Origin of the sequence: Catenulispora pinistramenti, assembly GCF_018274385.1 — a bacterium.
GTDB classification, from domain to species: domain Bacteria; phylum Actinomycetota; class Actinomycetes; order Streptomycetales; family Catenulisporaceae; genus Catenulispora; species Catenulispora pinistramenti.
In genome coordinates this window covers 46,437-69,409 of the sequence record NZ_JAAFYZ010000030.1, presented here as the reverse complement: position 1 = coordinate 69,409, position 22,973 = coordinate 46,437, and the positions used below count along the sequence as shown (strand labels likewise).

Annotated in this window: 20 protein-coding genes; 10 read left to right on the top strand and 10 right to left on the bottom strand. The window is 70.8% G+C overall.

The genetic code is table 11. The features are described 5' to 3' along the window. The first annotated feature begins 257 nt into the window (after positions 1–257). Positions 258–941, top strand: a complete 684-nt coding sequence (gene thpR / locus KGQ19_RS11935; RefSeq protein ID WP_212009162.1) for an RNA 2',3'-cyclic phosphodiesterase — start codon at positions 258–260, stop codon at positions 939–941. A 147-nt stretch (positions 942–1,088) separates the two neighbouring features. On the opposite strand, the gene serC is transcribed toward thpR, so the two are convergent. The 3 genes from serC to KGQ19_RS11920 all read right to left on the bottom strand — a co-directional run bounded on the left by serC (position 1,089) and on the right by KGQ19_RS11920 (position 3,846). Next, entirely contained in the window at positions 1,089–2,210 is a 1,122-nt protein-coding gene (serC, locus tag KGQ19_RS11930; RefSeq protein WP_212009161.1) for a phosphoserine transaminase, read from the bottom strand. A 188-nt stretch (positions 2,211–2,398) separates the two neighbouring features. After that, a complete protein-coding gene (locus KGQ19_RS11925; protein ID WP_212009160.1) occupies positions 2,399–3,295 on the bottom strand; it encodes a hypothetical protein in 897 nt (298 codons plus the stop codon). Beyond that, positions 3,292–3,846 carry a SigE family RNA polymerase sigma factor gene (locus KGQ19_RS11920; protein WP_212009159.1) on the bottom strand — a complete coding sequence of 185 codons (555 nt, stop codon included), beginning with the start codon at positions 3,844–3,846 and terminating at the stop codon, positions 3,292–3,294. The genes KGQ19_RS11925 and KGQ19_RS11920 overlap by 4 nt, the downstream gene beginning before the upstream one ends. 204 nt (positions 3,847–4,050) lie before the next feature. On the opposite strand from KGQ19_RS11920, the gene KGQ19_RS11915 reads away from it, so the two are divergent. Beyond that, positions 4,051–4,896, top strand: coding sequence for an NAD(P)-dependent oxidoreductase (locus tag KGQ19_RS11915; protein ID WP_212009158.1), 846 nt, complete (start codon positions 4,051–4,053; stop codon positions 4,894–4,896). Positions 4,897–5,041: 145 nt separating this feature from the next. Here the strand turns inward: KGQ19_RS11915 and KGQ19_RS11910 are convergent, their stop codons facing one another. Then, positions 5,042–6,178 (bottom strand): citrate synthase 2, encoded by a 1,137-nt coding sequence (locus KGQ19_RS11910; protein WP_194898081.1) that lies wholly within the window; start codon positions 6,176–6,178, stop codon positions 5,042–5,044. 209 nt (positions 6,179–6,387) lie between these two features. Between KGQ19_RS11910 and pdxH the strand changes: the two genes are divergently transcribed. Then, positions 6,388–7,044 (top strand): pyridoxamine 5'-phosphate oxidase, encoded by a 657-nt coding sequence (gene pdxH / locus KGQ19_RS11905; protein WP_307856397.1) that lies wholly within the window; start codon positions 6,388–6,390, stop codon positions 7,042–7,044. Here the strand turns inward: pdxH and KGQ19_RS11900 are convergent. Together KGQ19_RS11900 and KGQ19_RS11895 are read right to left on the bottom strand one after the other, a co-directional pair. Beyond that, a complete protein-coding gene (locus tag KGQ19_RS11900; RefSeq protein WP_212009157.1) occupies positions 7,034–7,768 on the bottom strand; it encodes a hotdog family protein in 735 nt (244 codons plus the stop codon). The genes pdxH and KGQ19_RS11900 overlap by 11 nt on opposite strands. Positions 7,769–7,781: 13 nt before the next feature. Next, positions 7,782–8,450, bottom strand: a complete 669-nt coding sequence (locus tag KGQ19_RS11895) for a UdgX family uracil-DNA binding protein (RefSeq protein ID WP_212009156.1) — start codon at positions 8,448–8,450, stop codon at positions 7,782–7,784. A gap of 62 nt (positions 8,451–8,512) precedes the next feature. Between KGQ19_RS11895 and KGQ19_RS11890 the strand changes: the two genes are divergently transcribed. Beyond that, the gene (locus KGQ19_RS11890) at positions 8,513–9,811 is read left to right on the top strand and encodes a M48 family metalloprotease (RefSeq protein WP_212009155.1); all 1,299 of its coding nucleotides are present in this window, start codon (positions 8,513–8,515) and stop codon (positions 9,809–9,811) included. A gap of 62 nt (positions 9,812–9,873) precedes the next feature. Here the strand turns inward: KGQ19_RS11890 and KGQ19_RS11885 are convergent, their stop codons facing one another. After that, the gene (locus tag KGQ19_RS11885) at positions 9,874–11,139 is read right to left on the bottom strand and encodes an MFS transporter (protein WP_212009154.1); all 1,266 of its coding nucleotides are present in this window, start codon (positions 11,137–11,139) and stop codon (positions 9,874–9,876) included. A gap of 72 nt (positions 11,140–11,211) precedes the next feature. Here KGQ19_RS11885 and KGQ19_RS11880 point away from each other — a divergent pair, with 72 nt between their 5' ends. The 3 genes from KGQ19_RS11880 (at position 11,212) to KGQ19_RS11870 (ending at position 14,578) form a co-directional block, all read left to right on the top strand. Continuing rightward, the gene (locus KGQ19_RS11880; protein ID WP_212009153.1) at positions 11,212–12,201 is read left to right on the top strand and encodes an ArsR/SmtB family transcription factor; all 990 of its coding nucleotides are present in this window, start codon (positions 11,212–11,214) and stop codon (positions 12,199–12,201) included. 296 nt (positions 12,202–12,497) lie between these two features. Then, positions 12,498–13,184 (top strand): iron-dependent transcriptional repressor DtxR, encoded by a 687-nt coding sequence (locus KGQ19_RS11875; RefSeq protein ID WP_230418515.1) that lies wholly within the window; start codon positions 12,498–12,500, stop codon positions 13,182–13,184. A gap of 305 nt (positions 13,185–13,489) precedes the next feature. Further along, positions 13,490–14,578 carry a hypothetical protein gene (locus KGQ19_RS11870; protein ID WP_212009151.1) on the top strand — a complete coding sequence of 363 codons (1,089 nt, stop codon included), beginning with the start codon at positions 13,490–13,492 and terminating at the stop codon, positions 14,576–14,578. A 124-nt stretch (positions 14,579–14,702) separates the two neighbouring features. On the opposite strand, the gene KGQ19_RS11865 is transcribed toward KGQ19_RS11870, so the two are convergent. After that, positions 14,703–15,374 (bottom strand): bifunctional DNA primase/polymerase, encoded by a 672-nt coding sequence (locus KGQ19_RS11865; protein ID WP_212009150.1) that lies wholly within the window; start codon positions 15,372–15,374, stop codon positions 14,703–14,705. A 152-nt stretch (positions 15,375–15,526) separates the two neighbouring features. Here KGQ19_RS11865 and KGQ19_RS11860 point away from each other — a divergent pair, with 152 nt between their 5' ends. Beyond that, positions 15,527–16,936, top strand: coding sequence for an NsdA family TPR-like regulatory protein (locus KGQ19_RS11860; protein ID WP_212009149.1), 1,410 nt, complete (start codon positions 15,527–15,529; stop codon positions 16,934–16,936). Positions 16,937–17,008: 72 nt separating this feature from the next. Next, on the top strand, positions 17,009–18,385 hold the full coding sequence (locus KGQ19_RS11855; RefSeq protein ID WP_212009148.1) for a hypothetical protein: 1,377 nt from the start codon (positions 17,009–17,011) through the stop codon (positions 18,383–18,385). A 70-nt stretch (positions 18,386–18,455) separates the two neighbouring features. Here KGQ19_RS11855 and KGQ19_RS11850 read toward each other — a convergent pair whose 3' ends face one another. Further along, complete coding sequence (locus tag KGQ19_RS11850) at positions 18,456–19,307, bottom strand: hypothetical protein (protein WP_212009147.1); 852 nt, start codon at positions 19,305–19,307, stop codon at positions 18,456–18,458. A 175-nt stretch (positions 19,308–19,482) separates the two neighbouring features. Here KGQ19_RS11850 and KGQ19_RS11845 point away from each other — a divergent pair, with 175 nt between their 5' ends. Then, a complete protein-coding gene (locus KGQ19_RS11845; RefSeq protein ID WP_212009146.1) occupies positions 19,483–21,816 on the top strand; it encodes an ATP-binding protein in 2,334 nt (777 codons plus the stop codon). A gap of 16 nt (positions 21,817–21,832) precedes the next feature. Here the strand turns inward: KGQ19_RS11845 and KGQ19_RS11840 are convergent, their stop codons facing one another. Continuing rightward, the gene (locus KGQ19_RS11840) at positions 21,833–22,969 is read right to left on the bottom strand and encodes a DUF1648 domain-containing protein (RefSeq protein ID WP_212009145.1); all 1,137 of its coding nucleotides are present in this window, start codon (positions 22,967–22,969) and stop codon (positions 21,833–21,835) included. Positions 22,970–22,973 lie beyond the last annotated feature (4 nt).

Below are 22,973 nucleotides of genomic sequence, written 5' to 3'. Positions count from 1 at the left end.
AGATCCGCCTCGGCCCGCGTCGCCCGCCCGCGTCGCCCGCCCGCGTCGCTCCACGCCAGTCCTTCGCCGACTGTGGGTGACCTGTGCGTCACCGGCGCGGCGCGGCGCGACATGGCGCAGAAAATCCTCCGGTCTCGTATCGACAACTCGCCGGTCACACGCCGTATTGTGGGTGCTCTCACAAGGTGTGAAGCGCGCTGAGCGGTGCGGGCGTCCGTGTGCGGTGCAGGCGTGCTGGGGGAACCTCAAGGAGACGCATGCGCTTGTTCGTGGCGATCACGCCACCCCGTGCGGTCCTGCTGGAGGTGCGGGCCGCGGTCGACGCGCTGAAGCGGGGCAACGACCCCGGGGTCAACGCGCTGCTGCGCTGGACCCGGCCGGAGACGTGGCACATCACGGTCGCCTTCTACGGCGAGGTGTCCGAGGAGAAGGCCGCCGACCTGGTCGAACGGCTGGGCCGGGTGGCGGCGCGCACCACGCCGATGGAGCTGTCGCTGGCCGGCGCCGGACGGTTCGGGCCGCGCGCGCTGTGGTTCGGCGTGCAGGGCGAGTGTGACCGGCTGGGCCGGCTCGCCGAAGCCGCCGGAGCCGCCGCCCGCCGCTGCCACATCCGGGTCGAGGACCGCCCCTACCGTCCGCATCTGACCCTCGCCCGGGTGAACGGCGTGCCCCGCGGCGCGACCCAGGACGACCAGACCGGGCCGCTGGACCTGACGCCGATCGTGGACCGGGCGCGCCCCTTCCGGTCGCCGGGCTGGCTGGCCGGGGAAGTCGAGCTGTTCACGGTGGCCGAGGTCGGCGAGGCCCCGCACGCCGCCAACGGGGCCAACACCCCCAACGCCGCCACTGCCGCCACTGCCGCCCACACCGTCAACGGGGCCAACGGCGGGCCCTACAAGCGTTACGAACGCGTCGCGCACTGGGCACTGACGGGACGCTGAGCCGATCGCATTACCCTGGAGCGGTGAACACTCGTACCCGCTCCAGGGTCGTCACTTTCGTGCTGGTGGCGATCCTCGCTGTCGTGGTGATCGCCTCCGTGCTGCGCTGAGGCGCGCGTCCGTGCTGCGCTGACGCGCGAGGCGCGCTTACGCCAGGCGCTCGACCACGTAGTCGATGCTCGCGGTCAGCTTGTCGACGTCCTCCGGCTCCACCGCCGGGAACATCGCGATCCGCAGCTGGTTCCGGCCGAGCTTGCGGTAGGCGTCGGTGTCGACGATCCCGTTCTCCCGCAGCGCCGCCGACACCTTGTCCGCGCTGATCCCCTCGGCCAGGTCGACGGTGCCGACCACCTGCGAGCGTTGCGCCGGGTCGGCGACGAACGGCGTGGTGTACTCGGTCCGCTCGGCCCAGGCGTACAGCCGCGAGGAGCTGTCGGCGGTCCGCGCGGTGGCCCAGTCCAGGCCGCCGTTGCCGTTCAGCCAGTCCAGCTGCTCGGCCATCAGGAACAGCGTGGCCACCGACGGGGTGTTGTACGTCTGGTTCTTCGCCGAGTTGTCGATCGCGGTCGGCAGGCTGAAGAACGGCGGGATGTACCGGTCCGAGGCGGCGATCTCCGCAGCCCGCTCAAGAGCAGCGGGGGAGAAGACCGCGATCCACAGGCCGCCGTCGGAGGCGAAGCACTTCTGCGGGGCGAAGTAGTAGACGTCGGTCTCGGCGATGTCCACCGGCAGGCCGCCGGCCCCGGACGTCGCGTCGACCAGCACCAGCGCGCCCTCGTCGACCCCGGCCGGACGCGCGATGGGCATCGCCACGCCGGTCGAGGTCTCGTTGTGGGTCAGCGCGTAGACGTCGACCCCGGCCTCCGCGGTCGCCGTCGGGTGGGTCCCGGGCTCGGACTTCACGATCGAGGGCTCCTGCAGCCACGGCGCGGCCTTCACCGACCCGGCGAACTTGGAGGAGAACTCGCCGAAGCTCAGGTGCTGGGTCTTGGCCCGCACCAGGCCGAACGCGGCGATGTCCCAGAACGCGGTGGTCCCGCCGTTGCCGAGCACCACCTCGTAGCCCTCGGGCAGCGAGAACAGCTCGCTCACGCCCGCGCGCACCCGGCCGACCAGGTTCTTCACCGGGGCCTGGCGGTGCGAGGTGCCGAGGATCTTCGCGCCCTCGGTGGCGAGCTTGGCGACCGCTTCGGGGCGCACCTTGGACGGGCCGCAGCCGAACCGGCCGTCGGCGGGCAGGAGGTTCTGGGGGATGGTGATGTCAGCCACGCGGTTCTCCGAGCGTTGTCGTTACAGGGGAGAAGTCGGGTGGCCCAGGGCGTCGTTGGCCAAGGCCTGTTCGTATCGTAACGGGGTTGTGTCCAAGATCCGGGGTGCGTCCCGTGAAACGAGACACGCCAGCCCCCGCCAGGGCTGGAAACGGCCGGCGGGGGCTGGCGCGGTGCGGACGGTCTGGCTCAGGCGGGGTGCGCGGGCTGGTCCAGGGTCCGGACGTCGAAGGCGACCAACTTGGCGAAGGCGGGGCTGGCGATCAGCTTGTCGAAGTCGAACGGCAGCGGTCCGTCGCTGTTCCGGTCCTCGAGCCCGGCCCGGATCACGACGCTGTGAGTGGCGTCGTAGTGGACCACGACGTACGAGTCCCGCAGCGCTCCGCTCAGCTTGGTCGCCGGACGGCCGTCGGCCAGCTTGAGATTCGGCGGGCACGATGTGCTGGTGCAGTCCTCGCCCAACGAGACGGTCTTGCCTTCGACCTCGATCATCACGTGATAGGCGCTGCCGGCGCGCTGGCCGAGATAGGTGCCGGGCCGGATCTGGGCATCCGGGCCACCGATCTGTGGCGTCATCTCGGCAGTCGGCTCAGAGGCGGCGACCGAGGCGGGGTAGGACTCCGTGAGGGGGCCGAGGCCGCTGTCGCCGGTCAGCTTCCGCAGCGTGGTGAGATCCTGCTCGCACACGGCGGTCAGCCCGTGTTGATTCGCGCTGAACTGACCTGGCACGTGGTCGAGGAGGTTGTAGGTGCCGGTGCATTTCGCGACGATCTTCGACGGTACGGCGCTCGTTCCGGACCCCGCATCCACGTGCTGCGTCTGGTGTCCGCCCCCGGCCCCCAACACTGTTCCCGCCGCGGCGACACCGGCCAGCGCCAGCGCGCCCCCGATGCCTCCCAGGACCCGGGCCCGCCGCCGGTGCCTCCGGTAACCGTCCACCGCGTCCGGCACCAGGTTCAGCACCGGCATGTCGTCGTCGAAGGCGGTGGCGAGCAGGCCGTGGACCCGGCCGCCGCCGAGACCGCCCAGACCGCCTGTCCCGCCGGGGGTGTCGTGGCCGTCGTCGTGGTATCCCTCAGTACTCATTTCAGAGCTGTCCCTTCCGCGCCGGAGCGCGGTCCGTAAGCGGAGAATTCCTCGCCGAGCAGCACTCGGAGCTTGGCCAGAGCTCGCGAGGACTGGCTCTTCACGTTGCCGGTCGAGCAGTCGAGCGCGGCGGCCGTCGCCTCCACGCTCAGGTCCTCCCAGAACCGCAGCACCACCACGGCCCGGGCCCGGGCCGGGAGTCGGTCGAGTGCGGACAGCAGGGCCAGCCGCGTCTCCGGCCGGTCGGGGTCGTGGGTCGCCGAATTCAGGCGTTCGGTGCCGGACAGCGCCTCCACCCGCAACTCACGTTCGCGCCGCAGCTTGCGCTGGCCGCGGATGTACGCGTTGATGAGCGTCTTGTGCGCATAGGCGTCGACGGAGTCCGCGCGGCTGGCGCGGTTCCACGCTTTGCACAGGTTGAGCAGCGCGGTTTGCGTCAGGTCCTGTGCGCCGTGCCAATCGCCGCACAAGAGATACGCGGTGCGCAGCAAGTGGTTCTGCCGCGCCGTCGCGTACTCGGTGAACTCGTCGACGCGAGTCTGGTCACCCATGCGTTCCCCTCCCACGACCGTTGGTCAGGACACATGAGTCACGCCATCGTGGATCGGTTGCACGCATCGGGACTCCGGCGCCGGTAGTACTCGATGCGCGCTTGGGGGTCTGTACGGCCGGCGGCATTTTTTCCGGACGGGATCGCGTTGGACCGTACAGCAAAGGACTGCACAGCAAAGCGTCGTACTGGAAGGGGCACCGTCATGGCGGACGTCGCGATCGTGGGTGTGGGCATCATGGGCCGGGGGATGGCCGAGAACCTGCTCAAGCACGGACACCGCGTGATCCTCTGGAACCGCACGCCGGAGAAGGTCGCGGACCTGCGCGCGGCCGGAGCCGAGGTCGCGGACACGCCGGCGGCGGCCGCCGCCCGCGCCGAGGTGGTCTTCGAGGTGACCGCCGACGACGAGTCCTCCCGCCGGGTGTGGCTCGGCCCCGAGGGCATCCTGGCCGGGGTCCGGGACGACACGGTCCTGGTCACCTCGGCCACGCTGTCGGTGGACTGGGTCTCGGAACTGGTCGGCGCCGTCGCGGAGCGCGGTCTGCCCTTCTATGACATGCCGCTCACCGGCGGTGCCGCCGCGGCCCGGGCCGGGACCATGGTGCTGCTCGTCGGCGGCGACCAGGCCGGGCTGGCGAAGCTGGAGCCGGTCCTGCAGGCGTTCTCCCGCGAGGTCCGGTACTTCGGCCCCGTCGGCTCCGGGACCCGTTTCAAGCTGGTCCTCAACAGCCTGCAGGCGACCCACATGGCGGCCTTCGGCGAGGCCCTGCGGCTGGCCGTCGCGGCGGGCCTGGACCCCGAAGCGGTCGGCGCGGCGTTCGCCGACCGTCCCGGCGGGGCGGTCACCCAGCTGGCCTGGGCCAGCCACCAGCAGGCGCCGGATTCGATCAACTTCGCCGCGCGCCTGGCCCACAAGGACCTCACCTACGCCGCGCGGCTGGCCGGCGATCTGCCGCACCCGATCCTGGACAGCGTGCGGGGCGTGTTCGGCGCGGCGGTCGAGGCCGGACACGGGGACGACGACTGGAGTTCGGTGAACGAGCTCTGAGCGGTCCGCCGGGGCCTACCCGGCGGCATCGCCTGGACAGGCGAAAAGGGCTCCCCCGAACGGGGGAACCCTTTCTTTGCGAAGCGTGACCTGCGGGGTCGGATTCAGAGCCGACCGAGGCGGGTCACTCTTTGTACGAGGCGGATCAGCCCTTGTACGTGTGGAAGCCGCTCGGCGGCACCATCGTCTCGAAGCCCTCGACGGTCTCCGGCTTGCGCGGGCCGGGGCCGATGTAGCGGGAGGACGGCCGGATCAGACGGCCGGTCTTCTTCTGCTCCAGGATGTGCGCGCTCCACCCGGCGGTGCGGGCGCAGGTGAACAGCGAGGTGAACATGTTCGCCGGCACCTGGGCGAAGTCCAGGACCACGGCGGCCCAGAACTCGACGTTGGTCTCCAGCACCCGGTCCGGGCGGCGCTCGTGCAGCTCGGCCAGCGCGGCCTCCTCCAGGGCCAGGGCGACCTCGTAGCGGGGCGCGTCCAGCTCCTTGGCGGTGCGGCGCAGGACGCGGGCGCGCGGGTCCTGGGCGCGGTACACGCGGTGGCCGAAGCCCATCAGACGGTCGCCCTTGTCCAGGACGCTCTTGACGTACTTGCGGGCGTCGCCGATCTCCTCGACCGCCTCGACCATGTGCAGCACGCGCGCCGGGGCGCCGCCGTGCAGCGGGCCGGACATCGCGCCGACCGCGCCGGACAGCGCCGCCGCCGCGTCGGCCCCGGTGGAGGCGATGACACGGGCGGTGAAGGTCGAGGCGTTCATGCCGTGCTCGGCCGCCGAGGTCCAGTAAGCGTCGATGGCCTGGACGTGCTTGGGGTCCGGCTCACCGCGCCAGCGGATCATGAAGCGCTCGACGATCGTCTCGGCCTTGTCGACTTCGCTCTGCGGCACCATGGCCTGGCCCGGGTGCTCGATCGAGCGGGCGGACTGGGCCACGAAGGACAGCGCCATGACGGCGGCGCGCGCGAGGTCTTCGCGGGCTTTCTCCTCCGAGGTGTCCAGCAGCGGCTGCAGACCCCAGACCGGGGCCAGCATGGCGAGCGCGGACTGCACGTCGACGCGAACGTCGCCGGAATGCACCGGCACCGGGTACGGCTCGGCCGGAGGCAGACCCGGGTTGAACTTGCCGTCCACCAGAAGGCCCCACACGTTGCCGAACGTCACGCGCCCGACGAGGTCTTCGATGTCGACTCCGCGGTACCGGAGAGCGCCGCCTTCCTTATCCGGTTCGGCGATTTCGGACTCGAAGGCGATGACGCCCTCGAGGCCCGGTACGAAGTCGGACATGTGTACTCCCTCTGTTTCTTTGTGCCGCTCTACGTGCTGTGGCTCGATGCGGCCAGCTGGCTTGCCACGGTGTCGCCTTACCCGGCGCCATCGTGACGACACTGTGGTGTCGTGATTAGTGCGTCTCTCCTATAGTGACTCGCCACACAGGGTGCTCTGCACCGGGGGCACTGCTGTGTCTGGAATGTCACACGCGTTACCGTGGGCCCGTGGACTCTGAAGCGCTGGCGGCGCTCCGCCGGGAATACGGCATCGGAACGCTGCGCGAACAGGACGCGGCCGGCGCACCCCACCTCCAATTCGCCCTGTGGCTGGACGACGCCGTCCGGGCTTCCCTGCCCGAGCCGAACGCCATGGTGGTCTCTACCACTGACCTGGACGGCCAGCCCTCCAGCAGGTCAGTGCTGTTGAAGGGGTTCGACGAAACCGGATTCATCTTCTACACCAACCTCGGCTCCCGCAAGGGCAGGGAGCTGGCCGCGAACCCCCGCTGCTCGCTGCTGTTCCCCTGGTACACGCTGCACCGCCAGGTGATCGTCATCGGCGCGGCCACCAAACTCGACCGCGACGCCGATGAGGAATACTTCGCCACCCGCCCGCACGGCTCGCAGATCGGGGCCTGGGCCAGCGAGCAGTCCACGGTGATCGCCGGCCGCGACTGGCTGGACAAGCGGGCCGCCGAACTGGCCGAACAGTGGCCCGAGGGCACCGCGGTCCCGCTGCCGGAATTCTGGGGCGGCTTCCTGGTCCGTCCGGAGACGGTCGAGTTCTGGCAGGGCCGTCCCGACCGCCTCCACGACCGGCTCCGCTACAAGCGCGACAACCAGAATCCCGAAGGCTGGAGCATCGAGCGGCTCAGTCCGTGACCACCGGCCGCACCGTGGCCGGATCGACCGCGATCCACACGGCCTCGGCGCTCGCCACCGGCTCCCCCGAAGGGCCGTAGAGCGCCGAGACGGTGAACGTCTTGCGTCCCTCGGTGCGCAGGTGCCTCCCGAGCACCACATAGCGTTCCCCGACAAGGACCGGCTGGTCCGACAGCATCTCGACGCTCATCCGGCCGAGCACCATCGGCCGTTCCGCGAGATCGCCGGCCGACCAGCCCCCGGGACAGTCCAGTGCGGCCCACACGAACTCCGGTCCCACGGTGTCCTCCGCGGGCGTCCACGGAGCCGCCACCACGCCCTTGCGGCCCGGCACCGGTCCCGGGTAGACGTGCAGCCCGCTGGGATGGTCCGGCCCGCAGACGAAGCAGGTCAGGAACGGATGCCCGCTGAGTCCGGCGTAGCCCTTGGCCGCCGTGACCGCCTCGTCATAGGAGACCGGCTCGATCAGTTCCCCGGCGGCCTCCACGAGCTCCGCTTCGGCGATCACCGTGCCGCCGTCCAGCAACCGCAGGCTCTCGCTCTCCTCCGGCTGTCGCACGGTGAGCGGCTTTTCCAGCGGCGGCGGCTTGCGGAGCGTGACTTCGACCTCGGCCCCGGGCGTGTCCCCCAACTCGGCCAGGACCAGCTGCGCGAGCATCCCGGAGACGTAACCGCCGTTGCCGGAATGCGGGGGACCGTTGAAGCGTCGCGAGATCGTCAGCATGGGATCCACACTCTCAAGCCAGCAACCGGGCCACCAATTGCAGGTCCGACACCATCTCCTTATAAGCGGTCTCCTGATTGTCCGCACGCAGCACCGCCGACGGATGCGACGTCGCGACGAACGACACCGCGCGCCGCCGTGAGGGCTCCGAGCCGAACCCGGCGTCACCGGACGGCGGCCACATGAACACCCTGCCGCGCTCCCGGGTCACCCGGAACCGCGGGCCGATCAAGGCCCGGCCGGCGGTGGCGCCCAGCGCCACGACCACCTCGGGGTCCAGGATCGACAGTTCCGCGCGCAGCCAGGGCTTGCAGGCCTCGACGTGGACGGTGTCCGGGGTCTTGTGGATGCGGCGGCCTCCCGGGCGCTCCTGCATGAACCGGAAGTGCTTCACGCTGTTGGTCACGTAGGCCTGCCGCGGGTCGATGCCCGCCTCGGCCATGGCCCGGTCGAACAGTTGCCCGGCCGGCCCGACGAAGGGCAGGCCCTCGCGATCCTCGATGTCACCCGGCTGTTCGCCCACGAACACGACGCGTGCGGTGGGGTTCCCCTTGGAGAACACCGTTTGCGTCGGCCCGCTCAGCGAACCGGGCTGGGCTTGGTGGAGCTCGCACCCCTGGCAGGCCAGGGCGGCGGTGCGCAGCGCGTCGATCGAGACCCCGCGTGGAATCGGCAGCGACATCGTTATCGTTCCTTGATTTCCGATGGGTGTTGCCCAGCTGAACAGGCGACCATTATTGCGCCGTGGCACTGACAGAAACGCCGCGAACCGTCGAATACACCTGTCAGCAGTGCGGATGGACAGGGGAGTTCGACGCCAGGTTCGCGCCATGGTGCATGGCCCAGGACCACTACCTGATCACGAAGGATGAACAACAGAAGTCAGCGACTCTGAAGAAGCGTGAACGGCGCCGGCAGGACACTGCCCGGCGCAGAGGTGAAGCGCTCCAGGAACGTCTACTCCAGGCCGACGACCTCCGGCCCGGTGGCGCCGCGCGGTTGGCCGCGGTGTCCTTCGGACTGGCGATCCACACCCTGACCCTCCTCATTTTCATCGGCGCGGTGGCGGCACTGCTCAGCGGGCTCTGGCCGCTGTACATCGTGGCGCTGCTCGGATTCGGCATCGCGTGGGTGGTGCGGCCGCGGTTCGGCAAGCGCCCCGGCTCGGGCTGGATCAAGCGCGGGAAGGCACCGAAGCTGTTCGCGATCCTGGACCGGATCGGCGAGGCGACCGGCGCCCCGACCCCGAAGTACGTCTCCTTCGACGGCCGTTTCAACGCCGGGACCGCGCGGCGGGGCGTCCGCAACGAGCCGGTGCTGACCCTCGGGGCCCCGCTGTGGCAGGTCCTGGCGGGCGATGAGCGGCTGGCGTTGCTCGGTCACGAACTCGGCCACCAAGTCAACGGGGACACCACACAGAGCGTGCTGGTCGCCAGCGCGCACCGCAGCCTGGGGGAATGGCGCGTCCTGTTCTACCCGAGCACCCACGGCCGACGGGTGTCCCGGGGCACGGCGGGCTTCGGGCAGCTACTCCTTCCCGTCGTCCTGTTCCCCTTCTATCTGTTGATGACCGGTCTCCAGCGGTTCTACGGCTGGCTTCAAGTCCACGTCTCGCTGCGCGCCGAATTCCTCGCCGACGACATCGCCGCCCAGACCGCGTCCACCAACGCGGCGCTGGCTCTGGTGCGCAAGCTCGACACCCGATCCTCGGTCGAGGTGTACATGGCCCGGGCAAGGACGGCCCACCCGACCTTCCGCAAGGCGCCCAGCCTTGAGGACGCCATGGAGATGTGGATCGGCCTGGAGGACTACATCCAGACCATCCCAGAACACGAGTACATCCGAGCGGCTCGTATCTCGGAATACCGGGGTACGCAGATCGACTCCTCACACCCCGCGGACTACCTCCGGGCTCGGCTACTCAAGGGGAGACCGCCCCGTGGCGGGACGGTGACCGTCACCGAGGACGAGTGGCTGAGCGTCGACCTCGAACTCGCTTCCTACGTCGCCGAAGCCGGCCGCGCCATTCTCCTGCGCCGATGAAGCTGAAGGGGATCCCCCTCCGATCCCCTTCAGCCGGTTTGTCAGGGCCCTTCAACAACCCCTCAGTCCTGCCACTCCCGCAGCGGCCGGATAGCCAGTACCGAGGCGACGATCCGCAGCGAGCCCCCGACCACCCACGGCGCCGCCAGCCCGAACCCCGAAGCGATCAGTCCGCCGGCCAGCGCGCCGAGCGGCTGCATCCCCCACATCACCATGATCCCGGCGCTCGATACCCGGCCCAGCAGGTGCGGCGGCACCAGCCGCTGGCGTTGCGAGACCACCGCCACGTTCCACAGTGAGGCGCTCATGCTCACCACCGCCAGCAATCCGGCCACCACGAACAGGTTCGGCCCGAACACCCCGATCCCGATGCCCGCCACCGGCGTCACCGAGGAGCACACCCGCGCCACCGTCCGGCCGCCGAGCCGGGCCACCGCGGCCCGGCTCATCAGCCCGCCGATGACGCCGCCGATCGCCGCGATGCTCAGCAGCACGCCGTAGTGGTGCGTCCCGACGTAGAGCACCAGAGTCGCGGCGCCCATCGTCGAGCCGAAGTTCGCCGCCGCCGAGAGCATCGTCGTGGTGCGCAGCAGGCGGTGGTGCGCCAGCCAGGTCAGGCCCTCCTTGACGTCGGCGCGGAGTGACTGGCGTTCCGCCGCCGGCGTGACGGCCGGCGTTCGGTTCCGTGGCAGGCGCGCGATCAGCAGCATCGACGCCGCGAACGTCACGGCGTCGGCCCAGAACGGTAGGGTCGGGGTCAGGGCGAACAACGCCGCGCCGAGCGCCGGCCCGATGAAGTCCTTGGCCACCGACTGCGCGGTGTACAACTGTCCGTTCGCCGATATGAGGCGGTCGCGCGGGACCACGGACGTCATCAAGGGCTGGGAGGCGCTCTTCGCCAGTGCCGCCGCCATGCCCAGGGCGAAGGCCAGGACGTAGAGCGCGGCCAGGCCCCAGCCGGCGCCGCGGTCCATCGCCAGCAGTCCGACGGCCAGCACGCAGATCAGCTGCCAGCCCTGGGCCCGGATGGACAGCCGTCGGCTCTCCGTGCGGTCGGCGATGGCGCCGGCCTGTAACGAGAACACCAGCCAGGGCAACGTCCCGGCGACCGTGAGCCCGGATATCAGCCGGGGATCCCGGGTGTATCCGGCGGCGAGCAGCGGCAGGGCGGCGACGAACGCGCCGTCGCCGAGGACGGAGACCGCGCTCGCGGTGAACAGCACGTGCCAGTCGCGGCCGAGCTTGGCGGGGCGCGGCTCCGGGGGGAGAGCCGGGATGGGGGAGTCCGAGCGGGCAGAGACGTCTGAGCGGACAGAGACAGCGGTCATGTCTGAAAGATTCGAAGATCGGCCCGGTCGGAGCTAGGATTTAGAGCACGCTAAATCCCCGGGGGTGCGCTGATGGCCAGGCCGATCCGAATACCGATCGCCGGGACCGAGATGGCCCGCGTCCGCTTCGCCATCTCCCCGGTGTACGAAGCGCTCCAGGCCGTGGACGTGCTCCAGGCGCCAGGCAAGCACGCCGTGCACCTGCCGTGGGTGCGCTGGGCCCGGCCGCTGCTGCCCCAGGTCCCCGGGATCGAGCTGTTGTCGGGGTTCACCGACCGGGGAGTGCGGCCCGGTGTGCTGGTGCCGCCGCCCGACGTCCACATGCCGACGATCGAGGAGGAACTCCAGACCATCCGCACCGCCGATCCGGCGCGGGTCCGGCGCTTCTTCGACAACAACGAGCCGCCGAGCGACCGCTTCCAACGGGAGTTCTACGACGATCCGCCGGCCGGCCTGGCCCGCCTGGCCGACGTCCTGCGGCGGGTGTTCGACGTGCTCGTCGCCCCGTACTGGCCGCGGATGCTCGGCGTGCTGGAAGCCGATATCGCCTACCGGGCCGGGGTGCTGGCCGACCACGGCGTGGAGGCGGTCTTCCACGACCTGCACCACGATGTCCGCTGGTCGGAAGGCGAACTGCGGTTGCACGGCCCGGGAATCAGCGAGGCCGTTTGGCCGTTCGCCGCTAAAGAAGTGGTCCTCGACGGCCGGTCGCTGGTGCTGTCGCCGACGGTGCTCGGCTGGCCGGATGTCTGTGTGGCGACCAAGCCGGTCACCTCCGGCCTGCTGCACTATCCGGCGCGGGCCGTGGCGACGGTCTGGGAGACGCGCCAGCCGGCGCCCGACGCGCTGTCGGCGCTGCTCGGCCGCACCCGGGCCGAACTGCTGGTGCAGCTCGCCGAACCGGGCACCACCGGGGAGTTGGCCGGACGGCTCGGGGTGACCTCCGGGGCGGTCTCGCAGCATCTCGGGGTGCTGCGCGGGGCCGGGCTGGTGGCCACTCGGCGCGACGGCCGGGCGGTGCTGCACCTTCGGACCGAGCGCGCGGAAGCCTTGTTGGGCTGAAGCGCTTAGGTTGGGACTGGCGGTGCCGGGCCGGCGATGTCCCTCCCGGCGGTCTCACCGGCGCTCGAAGGTCTCACCAGGCGGTCGCCGCCGAAGGGCATTCATCGGGCGAATCGGCACTGACCGGCCAGAAAACGGCCCGAGGTGCCGGTGGCTGTCGGTGGAATGCGCAACAATGGAGGACCGCTGCGCGTACCGGCCATGAGACCGGCGGCTAGGCACCATGTGACGGCGGCCGCGTGGCCCGCGGGAAGGGACTGGAGAACGTGAGCAGCGACCTCATCGACACCACCGAGATGTACCTGCGGACCATCTACGAGCTCGTGGAGGAGGGCATCACCCCGCTGCGCGCCCGGATCGCCGAGCGGCTGGGCCAGAGCGGCCCGACCGTCAGCCAGACCGTGGCCCGCATGGAGCGCGACGGCCTGCTGACCGTCGAAGGCGACCGGCACCTGGAGCTCACCGACGCCGGCCGGGAGCAGGCCACCCGCGTGATGCGCAAGCACCGGCTGGCCGAGCGGCTGCTCACCGACGTCATCGGGCTGGAGTGGGAAGACGTCCACGTCGAGGCCTGCCGCTGGGAGCACGTCATCAGCGAGGCGGTCGAGCGCCGGCTGCTGGAACTGCTGGACCACCCGACCCAGTCCCCCTACGGCAACCCGATCCCGGGCCTGTCCGAACTGGACGCCTCCGTCGGCGAGCAGGAGGCGTTCCTGGACGGCGACGTGGCGAACCTGCGGGACGTCGTCGAGCGCGGCGCCCGCAACGGCGGCGTGCAGAACCTGGTGGTCCGGCGGCTCGGCGAGCCGTTGCAGAACGACCCGGAACTGATGCTGCGGCTGCGGCGGGCCGGGGTGCAGCCCGGACAGACGGTGCGGGCCTCGGTGTCGCCGGGCGGGGTGCTGCTCGGGTCGGTGGGGGAGACCGCCGAGCTGGACCTGGAGCTGGCCGGGCACGTGTTCGTGACGGTGCGGGCGGCCTGACGGGCCGGGGTTTTCGGGGCGCCGTCAGCCGGTGCGCCGGGCCCGAATCAGGCGGTCGATCCGTTCGCACGAAAGGTCTACCCGGGAAATTCGGAGTCGGATAGCCTGTGTGAGTGAATCCACGCTTTGTGATAGTCAGACCGCCCAGGGTGAGCAAGAATGGCGAGGCTGTCCAAAAGTCTTGGGGGTTCGCCACGATGTCTTCGATATCCACTCAGGATGCCGACTTACGCGGCTCGATGCCTTCCCCGTTGGGGCGTCGACGCCGCGTTTCCCTCCTCTTCGCGTCCGTCGCCGCACTTACCGTGACCGCCTTCGGGGCGCTGCCCGCGGCTGCTTCCGCCGCCGGGTCCCCCGCCACGCCTTCCGGCTCGGCGAGCGGATCGCCGTCTTCGTCCGCTTCCTCGCCCGGGACCGCGAAGGCGGTGGCCGGGAAGGTCGATCTGGACGTCCAACTGCTCCCGGCGGTCCTCGGCGGGCTGCACCTGACCGGCCCGAACGGGCTGGACCTGCCGCTGGTGAACCTCGCGCTGGGAGAGGCCGACGCGCCGGACGCCAACGGCGACTCCGCGAACTTCACCAACTCGGTGGTCCGGCTGCACGACAACCTGATCGACACCCTGCACCTGCCCGGCCCGGAAGCCGACCTGATCAAGGCGGACCTGGCATCGGGGACGGCGCGGGTGATCCGGGGCACGGGCGGCTATACCCAGGCCTATGCGACCGTCGCGAACCTGCGGGTCTTCCTGCCGCTGGTGACGTTGCCCGGGGCCAGCGCCGACAACGGGATCCTGAAGCTGGACGCGATCTCCGCGCAGGCGACCTGCGTGCCGGGACAGAAACCGGTGGCGTCGGCGAAGATGCCCGCGACGATCACCTTGCTGGGCCAGGACATTCCGGTGCCGCTGAGCGGTGACGTCTCGCTGGACCTCGGTGTCGTGAACGCCGACGTGCACCTGTCCCCGGTCACCACCACCGACCAGGACGGCGCCTCGGCCTCGGTCGAAGCGCGGGTCACCGTTGACGGCGTCGGTCTGGTGAACGTCAGCGGTGGCCTCACCTTGGCTTCCGCCTCCTGCACCACTCCCGGCGTACCGGCCGCGGGTGTCGGCGTCGGCTCGCCGACCACGGGCGCGTCGTCCTCCGGCCCGGCCGCCACCTCCTCGGGCGCCGCGGCGACCAGTACCGCCAAGGCCGCGGCGGTCACGGCCACGAGCAGTGCCGTGGCCGCTCCCCTCGCGCTGTCCGAGAAGACCGGCGGCACGCTGGCCCACACCGGTGCCAGCGGCTCGCTGCTGCCGATGGCGGTGATCGCGATCGTTCTCGTGGTCGGCGGGGCCGCCCTGGTGGTGTTCTTGCGGAAGAAGGCGGCAGGGCTGCGGCCCAAGGAGTAGGCACTCGCTGACAGGACTCACCAAAGCGGCGGTCACCGACTCGGTGATCGCCGCTTTGGTTCCGTCAGAAGCCTTGTTCCATCAGGGGTCTTGTTCCACAGAGGCCTTAGAGGCTCTGGCGAAGTCAGTACCGCTCACGCCCGCACGCGTACGCCAGCGTCGGGATCAGCTCCGCCGCCTCCGGCAGCCACCGGTTCGACTCCCCCGGCGGCCGTGCCCACTGCACCTGCCCGCCGGTCCCCATGCGCGAGGGCGGCGCCACCACGAAGTCCTTCTCGCCGTGGCAGACCAGATCCAGCTGGGCCCGGCCCCAGCCGGCGCGCATCAGCATCTCAGGGATCTTCTTCTTCGTGCCCGGCAGGACGAAGAAGTGCAGCCGCCGGGTCGGGGTCGCGGAGACCGGGCCCAACGCCGCCCCGCTGCGCTCCAGTCGCGCCAGTGCCAGGCAGCCGGCCTGCTCGGGGACGTCGATGACGTCGAAGGTGCGGCCGGTGGGCAGCAGGATCGCGGCGTCCGGGTTCTCGTCCCACCAGCCGTGCACGCGCGAGGGCTGCGCGGTGATCTGCTTGTTCCAGTCCCGGTGTGCGGGGTGGGAGCCCAGGGCGGGGCAGGCGTTGTTGCCGCAGGAGCAGCGCCAGGCGCCGTCCGCCCGGATTACTGACGCGCCCGGGAGGATGTCCCAGTGTCGTTCCTCGATGTAGCTCAACGCGGCGGCCTTGAGGCCCAGCGGGTCCGCGTCCGACGGGGCGGGTCCGGGGTCGGCCAGGTCGCCCTCGGGGAGTGACAGCACAGTCATGTGCCCATAACGCGAGTGACTGGAGTCTGGTTACGGGTCGCTTGTCACCTGATTGCCCGAATGTGCAAGAGGTCTGATATTTCATCGAGTTGATCTGTATAAGATTCCTCGACCCGTGTTCGTCCGATTGTCCGGCGGGTACACCTGAGGGTATGGAGGGGCACCGGGGGCCGCGCGAGCCGAATCGCAGACTCGCCGAGCTGATCGTCGAGGCCGGCTGCTCGAACGCGGGACTGGCCCGGCGGGTCAACCTCGCGGGCGCGGAGCTCGGCCTGGACCTGCGCTATGACAAGACTTCGGTGGCGCGCTGGCTGCGCGGACAGCAGCCGCGGGCCACCACGCCGGCGTTGATCGCCGAGGCACTGGGCCGCAAGTTGGGCCGGCCGGTCACCGTCGAGGAGATCGGCATGGTCGACGAGCGGGACGGGAGTTCCTCCCTCGCGCTCGGGCTGGCCGCCGACACCCAGGAGGCGATCGCGGTCGCGGCCGGGCTCTGGCGGGCCGACGCCGCCGGGCGCGAACAGCTGCGCGCGGCGTCGTTCGCGGTGGCCGCGATGGTCGGGCCGAGCCGGGACTGGCTGATCATGGCCGAGGACCCGGTGGTGGCCCGGGGGATGGCCGCGGCCAAGAACGGGCACGCCCCGTTGCGCGTCGGCCTGTCCGACGTCGCCGCGGTCCGCGCGACCACCGACGCCTTCCGCACGCTGGACCACCGCTTCGGCGGCGGCCACGTCCGGGTGCTGGCCGTGCGCTACCTGGACGGCGTGGTCGCCGAACTGTTGCGCGGCACCTATCCGGAGCGGGTCGGCCGCCAACTGTTCGGGGCCGCCGCGGCGCTCACCGAACTGGCCGGCTACCTCGCCTGCGACACCGGCCGCCTCGGTCTGGCCCAGCGCTACTACATCCAGGCCCTGAGACTGTCCCAGGCCGCCGGCGACCGGGCCCACGGCGGGCACATCCTGTCGGCGATGAGCCACCTGGCCAACTCCCTGGGCGCACCGCGGGAGACCGTGCAGCTGGCGCGGTCGGCCGACGAGGGCGCGCGGGGTATGGCCTCGCCGCATGTGCGGGCCGAGTTCTTCTGCGCCGAGGCCCGCGGCTACGCCGCGATGCACGACCGGCGCGCGGCCGAGCAGGCGCTGGGGCGGGCCAGTGACGAACTGGAACGCGGCGGTGGCGACGCCCCGGTCTGGTCCTCCTACTTCGACCAGCACTACGTGGCCGACGCGGCGGCGGCCTGCCACCGCGACCTGGACCAGCCGCGGCAGGCCGCCGAACAGGCCGCCGCGGCGTTGGCCGGCTTCGGCGTGGACAAGACCCGGCGCCGGGTGCTGAACCTGTTCACCCTGGCCGCGGCCCGGGTGCAGGGCGGCGAGGTGGAGGCCGGCTGCGCGGCGGCGACCGAGGCGGTCAAGCTGTCCGGCCGGGCCCGGTCGGCGCGCGCGGTGGAGGCACTGCACGACTTCGACCGGCGGCTGAACCCGTACGCGACCGTCGCCGCGACCCGGGAGTTCCGCAGCTTGATCGCCTTGCGGCGGCCCGGGGAGCCGATCAACGCCTGAACGTCCGGGCCGGCCCGTTCCGACGATGTGGTGAGGTATCGAAAGTCCGATCGGGTAGGCTCGGTCCCGCCTATGGACGAGACGCACGAACGCGAGTCGACAGCCGGGGGCGGACAGGTGCCGCCGGAGGATGTCGCGACCGCCGAGGCGGAAAAGCCGTATACCGCGCAATTCGCCCCTGTCGAGACGCCTACCCAGGCAGTCTCCCCCGTTCCGCCCGAGGAAGACGGTTTCCCGGGCGGTCCGATCCCCGAATCCTCCGGCTTCTCCTGGCGACTGCCGGGCCAGCCGGCGCCCGTGCAGCAGGCACAGGGCGGTATCCCGAACGAGTTCGACCACCTGTTCCGTGACGCCCCGGCCGACGGCCGCCGTTCGCTGATGCCCAACCAGGGCACGATAGGCGTCTCGGTGCCGGGTGCCCCCGGCTATTCGCGATCGGGTTACTCGCAGAATCCTGCGACGAGCGCGCCAAGCACCGCCGGCCCGGGTCCCGGTTCCGGCGCGGACTTCGGCCCGGGTCCCGGTACCAATACCAATATCGGCCCGCAGCCCACCCAGGCGCTGCCGCCGGCCGATGCCGCCGGCCGCCAGGCTCCGGTCTACCAGCCCCCGACTCAAGATCAGGTCGGCTACGGCCAGCAGTTGCCCAGCCGCGCCTACGATCCGGGCGGCTACTCCGCGCAGGCCCAGGGCCCGGTCGACCCGGACTCGCACACCCAGTCCATACCGAGAGTGCCGGCGCAGCCGCCGATGTACGGCGGCATGAACAACGGCGGCATGAACAACGGCAACCCGGACCTGCTGTTGGCCACCGGCCCGGACCGGCGCCAGTCCAACCGCACGCTGCTGATCGCCCTCGGTGTGTTCGTGGTGCTGATCGTGGTGGCCGTGGTGGCGTTCTCCGGCGGGGGCGGCAAGTCCAAGCCCAACAACGCGGGCAAGACCACGAACGTCGACACCCCGGCGCCGAGCACCAGCGTCTCCGCCCCGCCCGGGGTGGACCCGGCGGCCAAGGCGCAGGCCGACGCGATCTTCGCCCTGATCTCGCAGAGCCACGCCCTGCGGGAGACGGCCAACGACGCGATCACCGGCGTACAGCAGTGCAAGAACGTCGCGGCCAACAAGGCGAGCTTCACCGACGTCGCGACCAAGCGGCAGGCGCAGGCCGACGGCATGAAGCCGCTCAGCGTCGACAAGCTGCCCGGCGGCCCGCAGCTGCAGAAGGACCTGATCGACTCCTGGCAGCTGTCGGCGGAGTCCGAGAAGGACTACGCGGCCTGGGCCAACGACAACCTGACCTGTACCGGCAAGCCCGGCGCGAACGACAACTTCAACAAGGGCAACAGCGCCGGCACTGATGCGGGCAAGGCCAAGTACAAGGCGGTCGCGGACTGGAACGCCTTCGCCGCCAAGCTCGGCGAGCAGACGATCGCGATCAGCAACCTGTGACCCCGTGACAGGACGCTGAGACGAACGGCCACCGGTTTCCCGGTGGCCGTTCTCGTTTCCCAGGAATCGATTACCGAAGCCGGTCCGCGTACTCGTCCGTCCCGGGCAGCGTCGGAATGAAGGGCGCGGCGAACTCCAGCCGCCCGAGCCCGGACGCCTCAGCCGCGGCCCCGTCCCCGGCGAACCGCTCCCAGTCCTCGGCCGGATCCGCCTCGGTGAAGTAGAGCACTGTGATCCGCTTGCCGACCCCCTCGACCGGCTTGACGTACGTCGGCGTCTTCCCCGGCAACGGCATCGGCTCGAACACCATGGCCATCGCCACCGGCGACCCCGCCAACTTGCCGGGCAGGTGCTTCTCCCTGAGCCACGCCGACAACGCCGCCGGATCCTGGTCCGCCCCCGCGTCGTAGACCTCGACGACCAGCCCCGCATACGGATAACTCAGCGCATGGATATCCCGCGGCCCCTTGTCGCCGTCCCGATAGACCACGCCGAGGTAGTCCTGGAACGACGTGAACACATGCGTCCGTTCCTGGTACACCCGACCATCCGGCAGCAGCCGCCGATTGATGGCCACGGTCCAATCCAGGTGATCCTGATAGCGGCCCTCATTGATCCAGTACACGGTGATGTAAGCGCCGGCCGTCACCGGACTCGCGACCGCCGAATCAGCCGGATACCGCAGCAACTGCAACGGCCGCGTGGCCACCCACCGCCGCCCGGCGAACATCCACGGCATCGACATCGCGCCAGAGATGAAATGATCGTCTTCGTACCATCTGTTGTAGCTGAGCTCGTGGCCCGGATGCGGCTCCACCATGGTGATCAGGGCACTGCCGATCCCGGGGCTGTACGGCCCTTCCGAGGCCAGCGTCTTGTAGGGGCGCGGCTCGCGCTCGGGGTGCTCCTGTTTTCCTGACATGGCGCCTCCAGGTCTGGGCTTCCGGGTGAGCTGACGATACGTCAGATTTCGCGAAGGGGGGATACCCGGCCGGCGTCACCGGCCTGATCCCTCCAGCATGTGCGTCAATAAACCCTGACTCCGCTCACCACCCGTTTGTTAGACTCCATGCCCGGAATCGGAGGGGGAGGGCGCGATGTCGGGGAGCGCTGACCCGGGCGGCAGGCCTGATCCGGAAGCGGCCGTCGACCTGGCCGGTTACATCGAGCACCTGAACCAGTTGCGCCTGTGGGCCGGTTCGCCGTCCGTCCGGAGTCTGGCCAAGCGGGTGGGGCCGTTGCTGCGGCCGCCGCGTGCGGTTTCGCACACCACGGTCGCCGAGGTGTTCCAGACCCGGCGGCGGCGCCTTGATCTGGATCTGGTGATCGCCATCGTGCGCGCGCTCGGCGCGGACGAGGCGACGGTGCGTCGTTGGCGTGCGGCTTACCTGCGGGTGCACCGCGATTCCAAGGCCGTGGGGCCGACCGCGGTGCTGCGGCAGCTGCCTGTCGACCTGGCCACGTTCATCGGGCGGGAGAAGGAGCTCGCCGCGTTGACCGCGGGCGCCGATCAGGACTCGGACACCGTCGTGATCTCGGCGGTCGAGGGTATGGCCGGTATCGGCAAGACCCAGCTCGCCCTGCACGCGGCGCACAGTCTCGTGCAGGCCGGGCGGTATGCCGACGTCCAGCTCTACGCCAACCTGCGTGGCTTCGACCCGGACCACGAACCGTCCGATCCGGCCGCCATCCTCGACGCGTTCCTGCGTCAGCTGGAGGTGTCGGCCGCGCACGTCCCGGCCGGGCTGGACGAGCGGGCCGCGATGTTCCGCGACCGCGTCCACGGCCGCCAGGCGTTGCTCCTGCTCGACAACGCCGCGGACGTCGACCAGGTCCGACCGCTGCTGCCGGCGTCCCCGACCTGCCTGGTGCTGATCACCAGCCGCCGCAGCCTGGCCGCGTTGGAGGGGGCGCGCTCGGTGATCCTCGACGTGCTCGACCCGGGGGAGGCGGTCGAGTTGCTGGCCCGCGTTGTGGGCGGCGAGCGGGTGGGCGCCGAACCGGAGGCGGCCGAACGGCTCGCGGAGCTGTGCGGCGGTCTGCCGCTGGCGGTCTCGCTGGTGGCGGCGCGGCTGCGCTCCCGTCCGGTGTGGACCCTGCGCTATCTGGCCGACCGGCTGGGCAAGGGGCTGAACGAGATCGCGGCGGGCAGCCGGGGGCTGGCCCGGGTCTTCGACCTGTCGTATCAGGGCCTGCCCGCGGCCGCGCAACGGGTCTTCCGGCTGCTCGGCGTCCATCCCGCGCTGGACTTCACCGCGGTCTCGGTCACCGCGCTGGCCGGGGTGGACCGCGGCGAGGCCGAGCGGATCCTGGAGTCGTTGCAGGACGAGCGGCTGGTCCAGCAGAAGGTCCCGGACCGTTACGAGTTGCACGACCTGCTGTGCGTCTACGCGGCCGAACGGGCCGCGGCGGAGCTCAGCGAGCAGGAGCGCTCCGAGGCCGTCACCGCCGTCTTCACCTGGTACGTGGCGGCCATGTTGGCGGCGGGCCGGACGGTGAACCTGAGCCAGCCGCTGCCCTTCCCCGCCGCCGAACCGCGAGGCCACGGCATGCGGTTCCGTGACAGCAGACAGGCGATCGCCTGGTACGACCGGGAACGGCCGAACCTGCTGCGGATCCTCTCGGCGGCGGCGGCGTCCGCCCACGACCGGGTGGTCGTCCTGCTGACGCTGGGCATGATCCGGATCGAGGACGTCGCCCGGAACTGGCGGGAGTCCGAGCGACTGCTTCGCGCCGCCCTGCCCCACGCCCGGCGGTGCGGCGTCCCCGGGGCCGAGGCACAGGTGCTGCAACGGTTGGGGTTCACCCTCTGGTCGGACAACAGATCCGACGAGGCGATCGCCCCGTTGGAAGAAGCCCTGGCCCTGACCAGCGAGTACGACGACTTGGTGACCGGACAACAGGTGCTGAACTGTCTGGCCATGGCGTACACCGGGGTCGGGGATCACGAACGAGGCTTGGAGGTCGCCCTCCAGGCCCTGGCGCTACGGGACCGCGACGAAGTGCGCCTCGCCCAACGCAGCTTCAACGTGTTCAACACGGTGGCCATCTGTTTCCACAACCTGGGTCGGCCGGCCGAGGCGCTGACCCACGTCATCTCCTCCATCGACGCGGCCCGCGCCGAGGACGACGCGATGTACGTCGCGATGGGCCTGCACAACCTGGGTTTCACCTACTCCGTCCTGGAACGCTACGCCGAAGCCGTCACCGCCTTCGAAGAGTCGGTGACCATGGCACGCGACCTGGGCAACCGCTACCTGCACGCCGACAGTCTCAACGGCATCGCCCGAATTCGGCACGCCGAGGGACGCATCCCGGAGGCGCAGGAGTCCCACCGCCGGGCCCTGGCGGTTTTCGACGACCTGCCCCCGGCCGAAGCCGCCCGCTACCGACGGCAACTCGACGTGTCACCGCTGCGGTATCCGCAGTAGCGCCCGCTGTCGCGGCTCAGTGCGAGCCGAGGAGGGTCCCGAACAGCAGCCCGATGGCGAGGATGCCGACGAAGACGCCGGCCGCCGCGGGGCGTGCGAAGTTGATGGTCCAGCCCACGCCGAAGCGCTTCTGGACGAAGACGGACGGGTCCTCGCGGTTGGCGTAGAAGATCCCCAGTTTCCAGAAGCGGTCGTCGTCGCGGTTGACGGTGCCGCCGGCCTGTGAGGCGGTGCTGCCTGAGCCGCCGTCGCCCGAGCCGCCGTCGCCCGGCGTGTCCTCGGCGAACCGCAGCCGCGAACCGCCCTGCCCGAACCGGACCGACACCACGATCAGCCCGGCCGTCGCCAGCACGATCGGCGCCAGGAGCAGCACCACGAAGACGCCCGTGCTGCCGGTCAGCTTCCACATCGCCAGCGCGCCGAAGAGCATCGACAGGTCCACGGCGGCCGCCAGGACCAGCAGGCAGCGCGCCATCGCGGTGACGAAGCGGCGGTGCCGCCGCGTGGCGTGCGGGTCCTGTGCGTCGAGCTGCGCCTTGCCGCGGGCGGTGGCCCAAGACACGGCCACGATCAGCGCCGTGATCCCGATCTGCGCCAGAACCAGGGCGAACGCCGAGCCGAAGTTCTTGTCGGTGTACGAGGTCGGATGCCCGCCGCCGTCGTAGTGCGAGACGAGCCGGTTTGGCATGCGCGGGTAGCGGACCGCGCCGACGATCGCCGTGCCCACGGTGATCACCGCCGCCGGGAGCGCCCACAGCCAGGGGAACGGTTCGGGCCGGGTGCGCAGCGCGGTGTCGGTGACGGTGACCTGGGTGCGGCCCTGGAACCAGCGGCCGTCGCGCTTCGCGTCCGCGACGTGCGATCGCGCCACCAGGTATGCCGCCAGCGATCCGCCGAACTCGACCAGCAGGGCGGTGGGTATCGCAGCCTGCGACGACGCCGCGAACCATCCGGCGAGCACCGCGACGACCGTCACCGCGCCGACGCCGATCCGGTACGTCCGCCGGGCGGCCGTCACCACCGGGTCCCCGGCGCGCTCGGCCGGCACCCGCACCCCGAACTGCACGCTCGGCGGCGTCAGCACCGGGGTGAGCAGGGACAGGGACCCGATCAGCAGGGCCGGGAGGACCGCGGGGAGAGCAGAGGTGTGCATCGGA